This window comes from Bacillus fungorum, assembly GCF_002746455.1.
GTDB lineage: Bacteria > Bacillota > Bacilli > Bacillales > Bacillaceae_G > Bacillus_A > Bacillus_A fungorum.
The window spans coordinates 200,894-215,613 of record NZ_NWUW01000001.1 but is presented as its reverse complement, the minus strand read 5'-3'; the positions used below and the strand labels follow the sequence as shown (position 1 = coordinate 215,613).

General features: G+C 36.7%; 17 protein-coding genes. 1 reads left to right on the top strand and 16 read right to left on the bottom strand.

Annotated features, from left to right (window positions below):
- The first annotated feature begins 138 nt into the window (after window positions 1-138).
- Window positions 139-231 carry a stressosome-associated protein Prli42 gene (gene prli42 / locus CO726_RS31640; RefSeq protein ID WP_000549038.1) on the top strand — a complete coding sequence of 31 codons (93 nt, stop codon included), beginning with the start codon at window positions 139-141 and terminating at the stop codon, window positions 229-231.
- Window positions 232-303: 72 nt separating this feature from the next.
- On the opposite strand, the gene CO726_RS01285 is transcribed toward prli42, so the two are convergent.
- From CO726_RS01285 to buk, 16 genes are all read right to left on the bottom strand, one after another.
- On the bottom strand, window positions 304-543 hold the full coding sequence (locus tag CO726_RS01285) for a DUF3894 domain-containing protein (RefSeq protein ID WP_098758511.1): 240 nt from the start codon (window positions 541-543) through the stop codon (window positions 304-306).
- 215 nt (window positions 544-758) lie between these two features.
- Window positions 759-1,319 (bottom strand): L,D-transpeptidase, encoded by a 561-nt coding sequence (locus tag CO726_RS01280; RefSeq protein ID WP_099683067.1) that lies wholly within the window; start codon window positions 1,317-1,319, stop codon window positions 759-761.
- A 16-nt stretch (window positions 1,320-1,335) separates the two neighbouring features.
- Window positions 1,336-2,304, bottom strand: a complete 969-nt coding sequence (locus CO726_RS01275) for an aromatic acid exporter family protein (RefSeq protein ID WP_098758509.1) — start codon at window positions 2,302-2,304, stop codon at window positions 1,336-1,338.
- 96 nt (window positions 2,305-2,400) lie between these two features.
- Window positions 2,401-3,123 carry an amino acid ABC transporter ATP-binding protein gene (locus CO726_RS01270; protein ID WP_048531021.1) on the bottom strand — a complete coding sequence of 241 codons (723 nt, stop codon included), beginning with the start codon at window positions 3,121-3,123 and terminating at the stop codon, window positions 2,401-2,403.
- A complete protein-coding gene (locus CO726_RS01265; RefSeq protein ID WP_001046917.1) occupies window positions 3,116-3,775 on the bottom strand; it encodes an amino acid ABC transporter permease in 660 nt (219 codons plus the stop codon). Before CO726_RS01265 ends, CO726_RS01270 begins: the two co-directional genes overlap by 8 nt.
- A 36-nt stretch (window positions 3,776-3,811) precedes the next feature.
- Window positions 3,812-4,591 (bottom strand): transporter substrate-binding domain-containing protein, encoded by a 780-nt coding sequence (locus tag CO726_RS01260; RefSeq protein WP_042512208.1) that lies wholly within the window; start codon window positions 4,589-4,591, stop codon window positions 3,812-3,814.
- A gap of 249 nt (window positions 4,592-4,840) precedes the next feature.
- A complete protein-coding gene (locus CO726_RS01255; protein WP_001979317.1) occupies window positions 4,841-5,254 on the bottom strand; it encodes a BrxA/BrxB family bacilliredoxin in 414 nt (137 codons plus the stop codon).
- Window positions 5,255-5,396: 142 nt separating this feature from the next.
- Window positions 5,397-5,804, bottom strand: coding sequence for a YjdF family protein (locus CO726_RS01250; protein WP_099683066.1), 408 nt, complete (start codon window positions 5,802-5,804; stop codon window positions 5,397-5,399).
- A 121-nt stretch (window positions 5,805-5,925) separates the two neighbouring features.
- A complete protein-coding gene (locus CO726_RS01245; protein ID WP_099683065.1) occupies window positions 5,926-6,390 on the bottom strand; it encodes an NUDIX hydrolase in 465 nt (154 codons plus the stop codon).
- Window positions 6,391-6,460: 70 nt separating this feature from the next.
- Entirely contained in the window at window positions 6,461-7,165 is a 705-nt protein-coding gene (locus CO726_RS01240; protein ID WP_099683064.1) for a DUF421 domain-containing protein, read from the bottom strand.
- A gap of 104 nt (window positions 7,166-7,269) precedes the next feature.
- On the bottom strand, window positions 7,270-8,448 hold the full coding sequence (locus CO726_RS01235) for an FtsW/RodA/SpoVE family cell cycle protein (protein WP_098758502.1): 1,179 nt from the start codon (window positions 8,446-8,448) through the stop codon (window positions 7,270-7,272).
- A 340-nt stretch (window positions 8,449-8,788) separates the two neighbouring features.
- Window positions 8,789-10,105, bottom strand: coding sequence for a dihydrolipoamide acetyltransferase family protein (locus CO726_RS01225; RefSeq protein WP_099683063.1), 1,317 nt, complete (start codon window positions 10,103-10,105; stop codon window positions 8,789-8,791).
- A 15-nt stretch (window positions 10,106-10,120) separates the two neighbouring features.
- The gene (gene bfmBAB / locus CO726_RS01220) at window positions 10,121-11,104 is read right to left on the bottom strand and encodes a 3-methyl-2-oxobutanoate dehydrogenase subunit beta (RefSeq protein WP_099683062.1); all 984 of its coding nucleotides are present in this window, start codon (window positions 11,102-11,104) and stop codon (window positions 10,121-10,123) included.
- A gap of 13 nt (window positions 11,105-11,117) precedes the next feature.
- Entirely contained in the window at window positions 11,118-12,119 is a 1,002-nt protein-coding gene (gene bfmBAA, locus CO726_RS01215; RefSeq protein WP_099683061.1) for a 3-methyl-2-oxobutanoate dehydrogenase subunit alpha, read from the bottom strand.
- Window positions 12,120-12,146: 27 nt separating this feature from the next.
- Window positions 12,147-13,568 carry a dihydrolipoyl dehydrogenase gene (lpdA, locus tag CO726_RS01210; RefSeq protein WP_088230996.1) on the bottom strand — a complete coding sequence of 474 codons (1,422 nt, stop codon included), beginning with the start codon at window positions 13,566-13,568 and terminating at the stop codon, window positions 12,147-12,149.
- 4 nt (window positions 13,569-13,572) lie between these two features.
- Window positions 13,573-14,676 (bottom strand): butyrate kinase, encoded by a 1,104-nt coding sequence (gene buk / locus CO726_RS01205; RefSeq protein ID WP_099683060.1) that lies wholly within the window; start codon window positions 14,674-14,676, stop codon window positions 13,573-13,575.
- Window positions 14,677-14,720: the final 44 nt, after the last annotated feature.

Here is a 14,720-nt window from a genome sequence, read left to right as displayed (position 1 = left end):
TTATATATTCCCTACATACATACAAATTTCCTGTTATACTTTACACGCACTTCTCGAATTTTGTCATTTCTCTCCCCTTGTCCACAATATCATTTCTCGTTACAATGATATTGTATTGATTTGCAAGGAGGTATAACGATGCATAAAAAAGCTCAAAAAGTTATGATTTATGTAATGCTAATTTCTATGCTTGTAACAACATTACTTGCTGGCGCGAGTATGTTTTGGTAAAAAGGACGAACAGATCGTCCTTTTTTTACTTTTACACACAATAAAAATAAACCATCTCGATTTCGAGATGGTTTATTTTGTATAAAGCACAATCGCTACAATACTAAAGGAAAATGACATTACAAGCGCTATTACAAAACTTGTATATTGTTTCTGCTGAAATGCCCCAATAACAAAAGTAAAATTGAGTAATGCCATACATACAATCGCTACAACATAAGAACATATATTAAAAGTTGCCAACATAAATGTAATAACAAATAGAAATCCCATAAAAAACTGCATATACGAAAGTTTTGGATTCAAGTACATATGAGCAACTCCTTTATCTAATTTTACCCCGCTATTTGCGGACAGTAGAACTCCCACCTCAAAATTTGGCTAGGGCAAAGCAGTTAGATGAGAGATCAATTGTCCGTAAACGCCCGATTGGTGTGGGCTAATAATCAGCGGGTAATAACCTCCCACTGATTAAAGTTTCACTTTATCTTTCTATACTCTCATTAACTCATGGTTATGTACACATGTCAAGACAACTTATTACAATAGAAAAAGCCAACCTTTTCGTTGGCTTTTTCATATGCAATGGCTCCTTTTTCTTTTGCCAATTGCTGAAATGTTTTTTTCGATTTTACAATCCATACTTTCGTTCCAATTGGAATACGATCAAATAAATACTCCACATCATTTTTCTTCATTCTTATGCATCCTTGTGAAATATACTTTCCAATTGAACTAGGTTGGTTTGTTCCATGTATTCCATATTTACTCCCATCAGTTCCTCTTGCATTAAACCCCATCCATCTTGATCCAAGTGGATTTTTCGGTGATCCCCCTGGAATATCTTTTGCAATATAATACGGATCTTTTGCTTTCATTACAATATCAAAAGTTCCCTCTGGGGTTAATTCATTTGTTTTCCCTGTCGCGACTGGAAAAACCTTTTGAATCTTCCCATCGTCAATATAAGCTAGTTTATTCGTCGCTTTATTTACAATAATAAAAGGATCCCCGGCACGCGGATTATCACCAAGAGGCCAAATAGGCGATAAAGAAAGACATAATATGAAAGAGAGAAGATACGGCATAAATAATTCCTACCTTCTATATAAGTTCTTTTATATTATCCTTTCCCTTAAAGCGACTTTTAATGAGTAAATATTGCTCCATTTCATATACAAGTTGAACAAGTTTTGCACGTATCTCAAATTCTTCACGTGTAGCCGGCAATGGCATGTCTCTAAATAATTCTCTCATTTCTTGAAGCTGTCTTAAAGAAATAACCCCGGTACTCTGAGGGCTAATAGCATTTCCAATGTTTTCAACCACATCCGCAATCATGTCAGCTTGTTCATATGTCCACGATAAAGAAGCTGCTAACGGAATCATTCGCTCTAAAATTTCGAATTGTTGCATGCGCATATTAAAATAACGATAGTAATAACCATCTTCTCGCATAAATGCATTCTCGAGTTTCTTAAACGATAAATCCCTTGCTTCATTTAACATATTTTCAGTTTCAATAAGTTCCGCCCCGCTCCAACTACTTTCTCTGTTTCGTAAATAAACGACCATTTCAAACAAAATCGTTTTAAAATTACTTTCTATTTTATCCTGATACTCTTTTAGTTTATTTTCACTACTTGGCATATACATATTCACTAATAAAGCCACGCTAATCCCTATCGTTAATATCGCAATTTCATTTCCAACAATAAGCCATGTAATTTGTTTCAATGAATATAGATGCATAACAATAACTGAACTCGTGACAATACCTTCTTGAATTTTAAGCATAACTGCAGTCGGAATAAATGTAAGTAATAATACACTAATTGCAAGTGGTGTATATCCAATTGTTTCAAAAATACAAAACGCGAATACCATTGATAATACACAAGCTAAAAAACGATGTAACGACACTTGAAGTGATTTACGTTTCGTATTTTGTACACATAATATAACTAAAATACCCGCTGAACTATAAAATTCTAATCCTAATAACTGGGCAATAAAAACGGCTGCGCCTGTCCCTATTGCTGTTTTTACTGTACGGTATCCAATTTTGAACATATCATTGCTCCTATATGTATAAACGTATTTATAGTATAAAAAAAGGATGACACAATGTCATCCTTTTCTACTTATTATTCACGTATCTCTTACATATTACAATATTTTTTGTAAAAATTGTTGCGCACGCTCACTTTTCGGTGCTGCAAAAAATTGTGCTGGTGCACTATCTTCTACAAGCTTTCCACCATCTAAAAAGAGAACACGATCCGCTACTTCTTTTGCGAATCCCATTTCATGTGTAACAATCGCCATTGTCATTCCTGTCGTAACTAATGATTTCATAACTTCTAACACTTCTTTTACCATCTCTGGATCTAGTGCTGATGTCGGTTCATCAAATAACATTACTTCTGGTTCCATCGCTAACGCTCTTGCAATTGCTACACGTTGCTTTTGTCCTCCCGAAAGACGATTGGGATACGTATCTTTTTTATCTAATAAGCCGACCTTTTCTAAAAGTTTTTCGGCTTTCTTTTCAGCTTCTTGTTTCGTTACTCCTTTTACATTGATAGGAGCATACGTAATATTCTCTAATACAGTCATATGAGGAAATAGGTGGAAATGCTGAAATACCATTCCGACATTTTCACGAACGTGCATAATATTCGTTTTCGGATTCGTTACTTCTTCCGTTCCAATCCAAATGTGACCATTTGTCGGTGCTTCTAACACATTCATACAACGTAAAAATGTTGATTTCCCTGATCCAGACGGTCCAATAATTGCTACTACTTCCCCTTTTTCAATCGTTGTTGTAATTCCTTTTAATACTTCGTTTTTTCCAAATGATTTATGAAGGTTTTCAATTTTAATCACTTTTCTTCATTCTCCCTTCAATTGCCTTCCCGACTAATGTAAGAATAATGACTAGCATATAATAAATGAGTCCAACAAAAAGTAATGGTTCCAGATATTTAAACGTCTCTCCGCCTACGATGTAAGCACGACGCATTAAATCCGTCGCTCCTATTACTGTTACTACAGCCGATTCTTTCGTAAGTGTCGCAAACTCGTTCACAAGCGCTGGTAATATATTTTTTAACGCTTGAGGGAAAATGATATTTCGCATCATTTTCCCGTAAGGAATCCCTAAAGCCATCGCTGCTTCTGTTTGTCCTTTATCAACCGCTTGAATGCCGGCACGGATTACTTCTGACATATATGCACCTGAATTTAAGCTAAATGCTAATACAGCTGCTAAAAAAGCTGGTATTTCATAACCAATTATTTGCGGTACACCGAAATAAATAATCATTAATTGCAATACAAGTGGTGTACCACGGAAAATTGATGTATAAAGATCTGCCGCTATATTTAATGCTCGTATTCTAGCAATTTTGCAAAGTGCTAATAACGTTCCTAAAATAAATCCTGCTAACGCTGATACTGCTACAATTTTTAAAGTAACTTCTAGACCTTTTAATATATATGGTATCGAAGGCGTAATCGCCGAAAAATCTAAGTTCATTCTTTTCATTCCCCCCACAGAAAAGTGAAAGGCAGCTTATTTTTCGCTGCCAAACCATTTTTTCACTAATTTATCCATCTCTCCATTTTCTTGCATTTTTTTAATTACTTTATTAAATTCAGCTGTTTTATCACTGTTTTTCGGAAGGGCAATTGCTGCTCCAACTTCTTCTGGCGCTTCTTTAATTTCAATTCCTTGTAAATCTTTCATTTTCTCTACATAATTTTTAGCAACTGTGTCTTCTATAATTGCAGCATCAAAACGACCAGCTTTAATTTCTTGTACGATTTCTGGTATACGGTCACGTCCCTCAACTTTGAAATCTACTTGTTTTTTAAATTCTGCTGCTTTCTCTTCTTGAATAGATCCTGTTTGTACTCCTACTTTTTTCCCTTTTAAATCCTCTACGGATTTAATGTTAGAATCCTTTTTAGAAACAACCATGTTTTTCGCAACAAAGTAAATATCTGTGAAATCAACATTATTTTTACGCTCTGCAGTTGGCGTCATACCTGCCATTACGAAATCAACTTTTCCTGAGCTAAGAGATGCTAATAAACCACCAAAATCCATATCTTTCACTTTCACTTCATAACCAAGTTCTTTTCCGATATATTTAGCAACATCAACATCAAAGCCGATAATTTCATCACTTTTGGAAGCTTCCACGTATTCATATGGTTTATAATCTGCTGAAGTCCCCATAACCAGTACTTTTTTATTTTTTCCAGTAGCCTTTTCTTCCCCATTACTACAAGCACTGAACATACTTACAATTAAAATAAGTGCAAACGATATTGATAATAACTTCTTCATCTTTCTTCCCCCTAACAATGTATATTTAAAAGATTAATAGAATATTTATTCGATGTTTGTATTGTATCAGCAGTTTTATTTTTATGCAATATATAAAATAAAAATAAACATAAAATCATCGAAAAACAATGTTTGTTATGCATAAAAAACGCATAAACAAACCCATCAATGTATATCCTATCGTTTTTAATACTAAATAAAAAAGGCGCTACACCCACTTAATTGTGAGCGTAGCGCCTTTTCAGTTATTTATAGTTCTTCGCAATTCTCTTCGAAATAAGATTGTAGTTTCGCAATGACTTGCATTGGTTCATGACCTTCAATTTCATGGCGTTCTACCATCGTTACAATTTTTCCATCTTTTAATAAAGCAAATGATGGAGAAGAAGGTGGATACCCTTCGAAATATTCACGAGCTCTTGCTGTTGCTTCTTTGTCTTGACCTGCAAACACCGTTACAAGATGGTTAGGACGTTTATCATAATGTACGGAATGCGCAGCAGCAGGACGAGCAATGCCACCTGCACAACCACATACAGAGTTTACCATTACAAGTGTTGTTCCATTTCTTTTAAACGCTTCTTCTACTGCTTCTGGCGTCGTCAATTCTGTATATCCAGCAGAGACAATCTCTTCACGCGCTTGGCGGACAACATCATTCATAAAAAAGTTAAAATTAATCAATCTTTTCCCTCCTCTAAAACTACCTATTTGTATCTTACCAGTTAATGTTTATGAAATACAAGTAAGTTTACTTGTATTTGGGTATAGAAAAGGTGTTAGAGCCCTGCTCTAACACCTTTTCTTAATGACCACGATGCTTTTGCTTTGCTTTTTGTACTTTTATAAAACGTTTTCTCTGCTTTTCTGCTTCTCGTCTCTCTTTAGATTGCACTTTTCTATCTTGTTTATGCAATTCATAAGATAAACTCATTGCTTCTTGCGCCTTAGTAAAACGTTTTACATTTACTTCTTTTGCCACTTGTCGTATGATACGTTTTATATTTTTTGGACGCTGTTTTTCTTTCACTTCCACACCGCATTTTGCAAAATGCTGAAAATACGCTAACATTGGACCCGTCACAAATATAAGTATTTCTTCGTCTGACGGCTCCGTTCCAAAAATATACCTTGCTCCATACAATTTCCCTTTTTCTTTACATGTAATGATTCCAACAAAAAATTGGCCATCGTGATATACTGTCAACTCCATTGACAGCCCCTCCTTAAAAAAATTAGAAATACGGGACATCCCGGAGGGGAAGGTTACTGACATGAAATCATGCGTCTGGACTACCAACCAGAACTGTGTTTTTGTATTTCTTTCACTATTATTATATCTTTTTTTCCATAATCTTCATATATTCAACAATCATTTTTTTATGCGATCCTACAATATAGTCAGGTAATTCTGTTAGTGGGAAGAATTTAAGCTGAACCGCTTCTTCTTTATTCATAACAAAATCCCCATCGTATTCATCCGTATAATAAGCTGTCGTTACAGATTGAAATTCATCACCGTTTGCTAATTTTGTAAAATAGTTCGCTCCAGAAAATACATTGATTAATCGTAGGTTCTTCACTTCTATTCCCGTCTCTTCGTATACTTCACGGCAAGCTGTTTCTTCTGGTGATTCACCAAGCTCCATGAGCCCTCCAGGCAGCCCCCATTTTCCGTAAGGCTCTGTTCTTTGCTGTAATAATACATATCCGCTCTCATTTATAACGAGTACAACAGCACCAACTAAAATTAAAGGGCGATGACCAACTATTTTTCGTAATTCTTCTACATATCCCACCGTATCGCCTCCTTTTTCGTTGTCCACACTATTGTATCATATGTATGAAACGACAAAATGCGTATATTTTTCATTTTTTTAACAAAATATTTATTTTATGCGCTTCATCTACTGTAGCTAACATAATAGATTCAATTTCCGCACTCTTCTCTAAAAACGCTTTCGCCCACTCCTCTGTTTTTCCAATTAAAGCGAGAACGTCCTGCTGAATTCTTCCATCTTTCACTAAAATAAAAGAAACTGGAGACTTTTTCCCCGCCACTTTCAGATCACGCCGAGAAGCGGCTTCGTATTCTGGATACTGAAATATAGATACAACACCACTTGCTTCCCATAATGCTAATTTAATCGTTTGAATATCGCTCACATTTCGCATGCGAAGTTCTGAAAATAAATATTCAACTGTAATTCTCGCCTTTTTCAAATTACTGAAATCAATGGAACCATTATGTATAAGAATGATAGGCGCAGGCTCTAAAAAGCGTCTCCATCTATCCCATTTCAACATTAAAATAGAGCTTATAATATGAAGCACAACGAGTATAAAAGTTGTAATCATCGAGCCGAGTAATCCGACCTTTTCATCAGATAGTGCATTAGAAATATTCCCCCCAAGCAATAACACTAATACAACATCTAAAAAACGAAGTTGTGCAATGGATCTTTGTCCCATCGCTTTAGCAACTAATATTAAAAATATGTACGCTATAATAGCCCGAATAACCCATTCACTATTAGAAAGATGCCGTGCTCCTTCAAAAATATGCATATGCATCATTTTGCACTCCTTACATCCCAAACTGCTAGTCTGTTTTAGTTTGCAACGTTTATGAGTATATATGTAAAAAAGCTGGTTCGTTTAAAAACGAACCAGCTTTTTTACTTAACTGAAAACATATATTTTTTATACGTTTTCCGTACCGATAATATGAGCCCCATCATAATCATATTCGAGAATAAGGAACTTCCCCCATACGATAAGAAAGGTAATGCGATCCCTTTTACAGGCATTAATCCAACAATCATACCAATGTTTTGGAATATTTGAACCGTTAATATCCCAATCGACCCAGCACATAATAATGTACCGAATAAATTATCAGCAGAATAACCGATAATAATTGTTCGATATAGTAGTAATAAGAACAAGAATACAACTAACGCTGCTACTATAAATCCGCCTTCTTCAGCAATTGTAGCGAATATAAAATCAGTGTGTTTCTCTGGAATATAAACGCTCCCTTCACGGAACCCTTTTCCTTCCATGCCTCCACTACCTACAGCTAAAATCGATTGCTGTGTTTGATAACCTTGATCTGTATGTTCAAATGGATCTAACCAGCCTAAAATACGTGATTGTTGGTGAGGTTTTAGTAAAGTAACTAACTTGTTAAAGAAGAAATCCTCATACCTTACGTATATAAATATTAGCGCAGATAATATGGTCACCGGAATAACTGTACATAACGCTATCAATTTTTTCTGAATACCTGACATAAATAAAATGCATGCAATGGCAGCAGCATATAAGAACACCATACCTGTATCCGGTTGGCTATATACAACAGCAATAGGCGGAAGGGATACTAGCATAATTTTACCTACTAGTTTTAAATCCGTTTGGAATGTCCTTGCCATATACTGTGCATTATGTTTCACTGCTATACTTGCTACTACGAGAAGCAATGAAATTTTGAAAAACTCAGACGGTTGAATTTGTCCAACCAATGGAAAAACGAACCATCTTTTTGCACCTAATTTTTCAGGTGTGAAAGTGGAAACCGGTAGTATTTTCAAAAGAATAAGTGAAGCAAACCCAACTATATAAAGCGGCCAAGACAATTTTTGCAATTGATCTAAGTCGATGCTTGCAACAAGTAATAACAATACAGCCCCAATTATGTAGTTCAAACCCTGTTTCATAGCAAAGTTTGCATCTCCATATTGTCCGGTTTGCTGACTGCTATATATAGCAGCTATACTCGTAACACATAATGCACACAAAATTAAAATTAATTTTACATCTAAACTTTTTAGAAACTCGGTACTTCTTTTCATGACATCCTCCTGAAACATTGTTACAGCAAAATAAAAAACCAGGAGTCAACATTCTTCATGTTTTGACGACTGATTACACATTATCTATAAAACACTTATATAGAATAACTCTCTTTTTCATACAATACAATATATTATACTACAGTTTCATCAGTAAGATTTGCCAAAAAAATTATTCTTTCCTTATTTTATATCTATATACCATATATCAGCAATGTATTTTCGTAAATTCCTAATACATTCTCGTTCATTGTAAGATTACCGGGAAAAGTGTTGTACATATAGTAGGATGCAAATGAAGAAATAAGATGATAAAAAGCTCGCATAAGCGAGCTTTTTATTAATATACAGATGTATTATTTTCTGACGTATTTTCTAAAATTTCTTTTACACGTCCTAAGAACTTACCACAAATTAAGCCATCTAATACACGGTGATCAAGTGATAAACATAAGTTAACCATGTCGCGAGCACCGAACATACCATTATCCATAATTACTGGACGTTTTACAATTGATTCAACCTGTAAAATAGCCGCTTGTGGGTAATTAATAATACCCATAGATTGAACAGAACCGAATGATCCTGTGTTATTAATTGTAAATGTTCCGCCTTGCATTTCGTCCGCTTTTAACGATTTCGTACGTACTTTTCCGGCAAGTTCTGTAATTTCACGAGCGATACCTTTAATCGTCTTCTCGTCTGCGTGTTTAATTACTGGTACAAATAGTTCGTCCTCTGTTGCCACAGCGATAGAAAGGTTAATATCTTTCTTCTGAACGATTTTATCGCCAGCCCACATTGAATTAATTTGAGGATACTCTTTTAACGCTTGTGCTACTGCTTTTACGAAGAAAGCAAAGAACGTTAAGTTAAAGCCTTCGCGCTTTTTGAAATCACCTTTAATTGAATTACGATATGACACAAGGTTTGTCACATCTACCTCAATCATCATCCAAGCATGCGGTGCTTCGTGTTTACTACGTAACATGTTCGCTGCAATTGCTTTACGCACACCTGTTACTGGAATTTCGATATCGCCAGGCATTGTTGGTACAGAAACTGGTTTCGCAGCTTCTACTTTTTGTGCTACTGGCGCTGCTTTTGGTGCTTCTGGACGCGCTTCTACTACTGCTGCTACCGCTTCCTCTTTTTTCGCACCTACTTGCGGAATATTTCCAGATTCCACTAACTTTAAAATATCTTTACGAGTGATACGGCCGTTTGCTCCCGTACCTTCTACTAGATCTAAATCAACGTTATGCTCACCGGCAAGTTTTAACACAGCTGGTGAAAAGCGTGGTTTTCCATCATTTGGTTGTTTTGCTTTCGGTGCTTTTTCAGGCGTAGCTACTTCTGCCTTTGGTTCTTCTTTTGTTTTTTCCTCAACAGCTGTTGCTGCTACTTCATCTGCGCCTTCTACTTGAATAACACAAACGACTTCACCTACAGCTAACGTATCACCTTCACCAGCGATTAACTCTTTCACAATACCAGTGAAAGAAGATGGTACTTCAGCATTCACTTTATCAGTCATTACTTCTGCAAGCGGATCATACTTGTTTACGTGATCGCCAACATTAACGAGCCATTTACTAATTGTACCCTCTGTAACGCTCTCCCCGAGCTGAGGCATTGTAATATTTTCTACAGCCATGTATAGTCCCCCCGATTAAAATTCCGCAAGTTCACGCATTGCTTTTTCAACTTTATCTGGATTTACCATAAAGAATTTTTCCATAGTTGGTGCATATGGCATTGCTGGAACGTCTGGACCTGCAAGACGTGCGATTGGCGCATCTAAATCAAACAGACATTTTTCAGCAATAATTGCTGCCACTTCACTCATAATACTTCCTTCTTTATTGTCTTCTGTTACAAGAAGAACTTTACCTGTTTTAGAAGCTGCTTCAATGATTGCTTCTTTATCTAATGGATATACAGTACGTAGATCAAGAATGTGTGCAGAGATGCCATCTTGTGCTAACTTTTCAGCTGCTTGAAGAGCAAAATGAACACATAATCCGTATGTGATAACAGTAATATCATCACCTTCACGTTTTACATCTGCTTTTCCGATTGGTAATACGTAATCATCTTCTGGCACTTCACCTTTAATTAAGCGATATGCACGTTTATGCTCAAAGAATAATACTGGATCTTCATCACGAATTGCAGCTTTTAGTAAGCCTTTTGCATCATATGGTGTAGAAGGGATAACAATTTTTAAACCTGGTTGATTTGCAAACATCGCTTCTACAGATTGTGAATGATACAATGCACCGTGAACCCCCCCGCCGAATGGTGCACGAATTGTAACTGGACAAGTCCAGTCGTTATTAGAACGGTAACGAATTTTTGCTGCCTCAGAAACAATTTGGTTTACTGCTGGCATAATGAAATCCGCAAACTGCATTTCAGCGATTGGGCGCATACCATACATTGCCGCTCCAATTGCTACCCCAGCGATTGCAGATTCTGCAAGCGGTGCATCAAGCGCACGATCTTCACCAAATTGATCATACAAACCGTGCGTCGCTTTAAACACGCCACCTTTTTTACCAACATCTTCTCCTAAAACGAATACTTTCTCATCGCGTTCCATTTCTTCGCGCATTGCTAATGTAATAGCATCAATATAAGACATTACAGCCATGAAACGTTCCCCCCTATTCTGCGTATACGTGCTTCAATGCATCTTCAGGTGCTGCATACGGAGCATTTTCTGCATATTCTGTTGCTTCATTTACGATATGCATAATTTCGTCTAACATTTGTTTTTCAGAATCTTCAGTTAACACACCAACTTCTTTTAAATAAGCTGCAAATGTTATAATTGAATCTTTTTTCTTTGCTTCTTCTACTTCTTCTTTATCACGATAAACACGATCATCATCGTCACTAGAATGTGCTGTTAAACGATATGATACTGTTTCAATTAAAGTCGGTCCTTCACCACGACGGCCGCGATCTGCTGCTTCTTTTACAGCTTTATACACTGCAAGCGGATCGTTTCCGTCTATTGTATATCCAGGCATACCGTAACCAATTGCACGATCTGATACGTTTTTACATGCTAATTGTTTTTCAACTGGAATAGAGATGGCATATTTGTTATTTTCACACATGAAAATAACAGGTAGTTTGTGTACACCAGCAAAGTTTGCTCCTTCATGGAAGTCACCTTGGTTTGAAGAACCTTCTCCGAATGTAACGAACGTTACTAAATCTTTCTTCTCCATTTTTCCAGCTAATGCAATACCAACTGCGTGTGGTACTTGCGTTGTTACTGGAGATGAACCTGTCACAATACGATTTTTCTTTTGACCGAAGTGACCAGGCATTTGACGACCACCAGAGTTTGGATCTCCAGCTTTCGCGAAAGCAGACAACATAAGCTCTTTAGCTGTCATACCAAACGCTAGTACAACACCCATATCACGGTAGTATGGTAACGCATAATCTTTCTCTCTATCAAGGGCGAACGCCGCTCCAACTTGCGCTGCCTCTTGTCCTTGACAAGAAATTACGAATGGAATTTTACCTGCACGGTTTAATAACCACATACGTTCGTCAATTTTACGTGCAAGTAACATCGTACGGAACATTTCTAATACTTGCTCATCACTTAAGCCAAGCTCTTCATGGCGCTTTTCTTTTACTTCTGCCATTTTTCATAACCTCCTAAATCCACATTTTTATGCGTGTAACGCTTTTCCATCTACAGCTAATGCTGCTTCACCAATCGCTTCAGATAATGATGGATGCGGATGAATTGTATGTGCTACTTCCCAAGGTGTTGCATCAAGTACTCTTGCAAGACCAGCTTCAGAAATCATATCTGTTACATGTGGTCCAATCATATGAACACCAAGAATGTCATTTGTTTCTTCATCAACTACAAGTTTTACGAAACCATCTGATTCGCCGTATACAAGCGCTTTTCCGATTGCACGGAATGAGAACTTACCTACTTTTAACTTATAGCCTTTTTCTTTTGCTTCTTGTTCTGTTAAACCGACAGAAGCAACTTCCGGACTGCTGTATACGCATTTTGATACCATAGAGTAATCAATTGGTGTAACTTCTTTCCCAGCAATATGTTCTACTGCAACAATTCCTTCATGAGAAGCAACGTGAGCAAGCTGTAAGCCACCAATTACATCACCAATTGCGTAAATATGAGATTCTTTCGTTTGATAAAACTCATTTGTTTGAATGTATCCTTTTTCCACAACGATATCCGTATTCTCTAAACCAATATTTTGCGTATTGGCTTGTCTTCCTACAGATACAAGCATTTTTTCTGCTTTAAATTCTTTATTCTCACCGTTATGTTCAGCTTGAATTGTTACTCCATTATCTTTTACCAATGTTTCTGGTAATACTTTTGCACCAGTTACGACTTTAATACCTTTTTTCTTGAATAGACGTTGCATTTCTTTTGAAACGTCCTGATCTTCTAGTGGTAGTATCGTTTTCGCATACTCTAATACTGTAACTTCTACACCGAAGTCAGCAAGCATAGATGCCCACTCAATACCGATTACACCGCCACCAACGATAATAATCGAACTAGGAAGCGTTTCCATTTTTAGGGCATGATCAGAAGACATTACATACTCTCCGTCTAATTCTAAACCTGGTAATGAATTCGGACGAGAACCTGTTGCAATAAGTACATTTTTTGGAATTAACATTTCATTCTCTTCTCCACTTGCAAGTTCAACTGAAATTGTCCCTGGCATCGGTGAGAAAATAGATGGGCCAAGAATACGGCCAATACCTTCAAACACATCAATTTTACCTTGTTTCATTAAGTGCTGAACACCTTTATGAAGTTGCGTTACAATCTTCTCTTTACGCTCTTGTACTTTCGCAAAGTTTAGTTCTACATTACTTGCAATAACCCCGAACTCTTCGCTTTTTTTAGCAGTTGCATATACTTCCGCACTACGTAAAAGGGCTTTACTAGGAATACATCCTTTGTGTAAACAAGTACCACCAAGATTTTCTTTTTCAACAAGTGCAGTTTTTAAACCTAGTTGTGATGCACGAATAGCAGCAACATATCCACCAGTACCGCCGCCAACGATGACTAAATCATATTCTCTTGCCATTATCTCAACCCCTAGCTACTGTTTGTTTTTCTCTTACAACATACTCTTTCGCCGCTTCTTCTTCACGTAATACACGAAGTGCTCCTTCTGCTAATGCTTGTAATTCATCTTCTCCTGGATGTACGATAACATCTGCAATCCAGTCTACTCGTTCTTTTATTTCATCGACAAGTATTTTACTATAAGCAAGTCCACCAGTTAATACGATTGCATCGATTTTTCCGTGAAGTACAGCGCTAGCTCCGCCAATCTCTTTTGCAACTTGATATGCCATTGCCTTATAAATAAGAGTTGCTTCAGGATCACCTTTTTCAACCATTTGTTCTACTTTAATTGCATCATTTGTACCGATAAGACTTACAAGTCCACCTTGCCCGACAAGTTTTTTCACCATTTCGTCTCGGTAATACTCACCAGAGAAACACATTTCAACTAGTTGTCCTACTGGTACTGTACCCGCACGCTCTGGACTAAATGGTCCTTCTCCGTTTAAACCGTTATTCACATCGATAACTTTTCCTTTTTTATGAGCACCAACTGTAATACCGCCGCCCATATGTGTAACTAATAAATTTAAATCCTCGTATTTGTGATTTAATTCTTCAGCCACTTTACGAGCAACTGCTTTTTGATTTAATGCATGGAAAATACTTTTACGTTCCATACCAGCAATACCGCTTACACGAGCAATCGGCTCCATTTCATCTACAACGACAGGGTCTACAATGAATGCTGGAATATTTAATCCAGAAGCAATTTCATACGCTAAAATGCCTCCAAGGTTTGAAGCGTGATGACCACTGAACCCATTTTTTAAATCTTCTAACATCGCATCGTTTACTGTGTATGTTCCGCCTTCGATTGGACGAAGTAATCCACCGCGCCCACAAACTGCGTTTAACTTTGAAATGTTAATACCGTGAGAATGTAAAACTTCTAAGATCGTTTCTTTACGAAACTCATATTGGTCTATAATTCGCTTATATTTTCCAATCTGTTCTTCGTCATGACGAATCGTTTCTTCTAAAACGGGTCTTTCATTATCAAAAACACCAATTTTTGTGGATGTACTACCCGGATTAATAACAAGAATTCGATTTAAGGACACTGTTGCTACCTCCACTAATAAATTCAAAAGGAAGTGGAAACCTC

Excerpts from the sequence above, each read along its gene's own strand:
- CO726_RS01285 (WP_098758511.1), bottom strand. The coding sequence starts at position 543 with ATGTACTTGAATCCAAAACTTTCGTATATGCAGTTTTTTATGGGATTT.
- bfmBAA (WP_099683061.1), bottom strand. The coding sequence starts at position 12,119 with ATGGCAGAAGTAAAAGAAAAGCGCCATGAAGAGCTTGGCTTAAGTGAT.
- prli42 (WP_000549038.1), top strand. The coding sequence starts at position 139 with ATGCATAAAAAAGCTCAAAAAGTTATGATTTATGTAATGCTAATTTCT.
- lpdA (WP_088230996.1), bottom strand. The coding sequence starts at position 13,568 with ATGGCAAGAGAATATGATTTAGTCATCGTTGGCGGCGGTACTGGTGGA.
- CO726_RS01275 (WP_098758509.1), bottom strand. The coding sequence starts at position 2,304 with ATGTTCAAAATTGGATACCGTACAGTAAAAACAGCAATAGGGACAGGC.
- CO726_RS01250 (WP_099683066.1), bottom strand. The coding sequence starts at position 5,804 with ATGGAGTTGACAGTATATCACGATGGCCAATTTTTTGTTGGAATCATT.
- bfmBAB (WP_099683062.1), bottom strand. The coding sequence starts at position 11,104 with ATGGCTGTAATGTCTTATATTGATGCTATTACATTAGCAATGCGCGAA.
- CO726_RS01240 (WP_099683064.1), bottom strand. The coding sequence starts at position 7,165 with ATGCATATGCATATTTTTGAAGGAGCACGGCATCTTTCTAATAGTGAA.
- CO726_RS01255 (WP_001979317.1), bottom strand. The coding sequence starts at position 5,254 with ATGAATGATGTTGTCCGCCAAGCGCGTGAAGAGATTGTCTCTGCTGGA.
- CO726_RS01235 (WP_098758502.1), bottom strand. The coding sequence starts at position 8,448 with ATGAAAAGAAGTACCGAGTTTCTAAAAAGTTTAGATGTAAAATTAATT.
- CO726_RS01260 (WP_042512208.1), bottom strand. The coding sequence starts at position 4,591 with ATGAAGAAGTTATTATCAATATCGTTTGCACTTATTTTAATTGTAAGT.
- CO726_RS01265 (WP_001046917.1), bottom strand. The coding sequence starts at position 3,775 with ATGAACTTAGATTTTTCGGCGATTACGCCTTCGATACCATATATATTA.
- CO726_RS01225 (WP_099683063.1), bottom strand. The coding sequence starts at position 10,105 with ATGGCTGTAGAAAATATTACAATGCCTCAGCTCGGGGAGAGCGTTACA.
- CO726_RS01280 (WP_099683067.1), bottom strand. The coding sequence starts at position 1,319 with ATGCCGTATCTTCTCTCTTTCATATTATGTCTTTCTTTATCGCCTATT.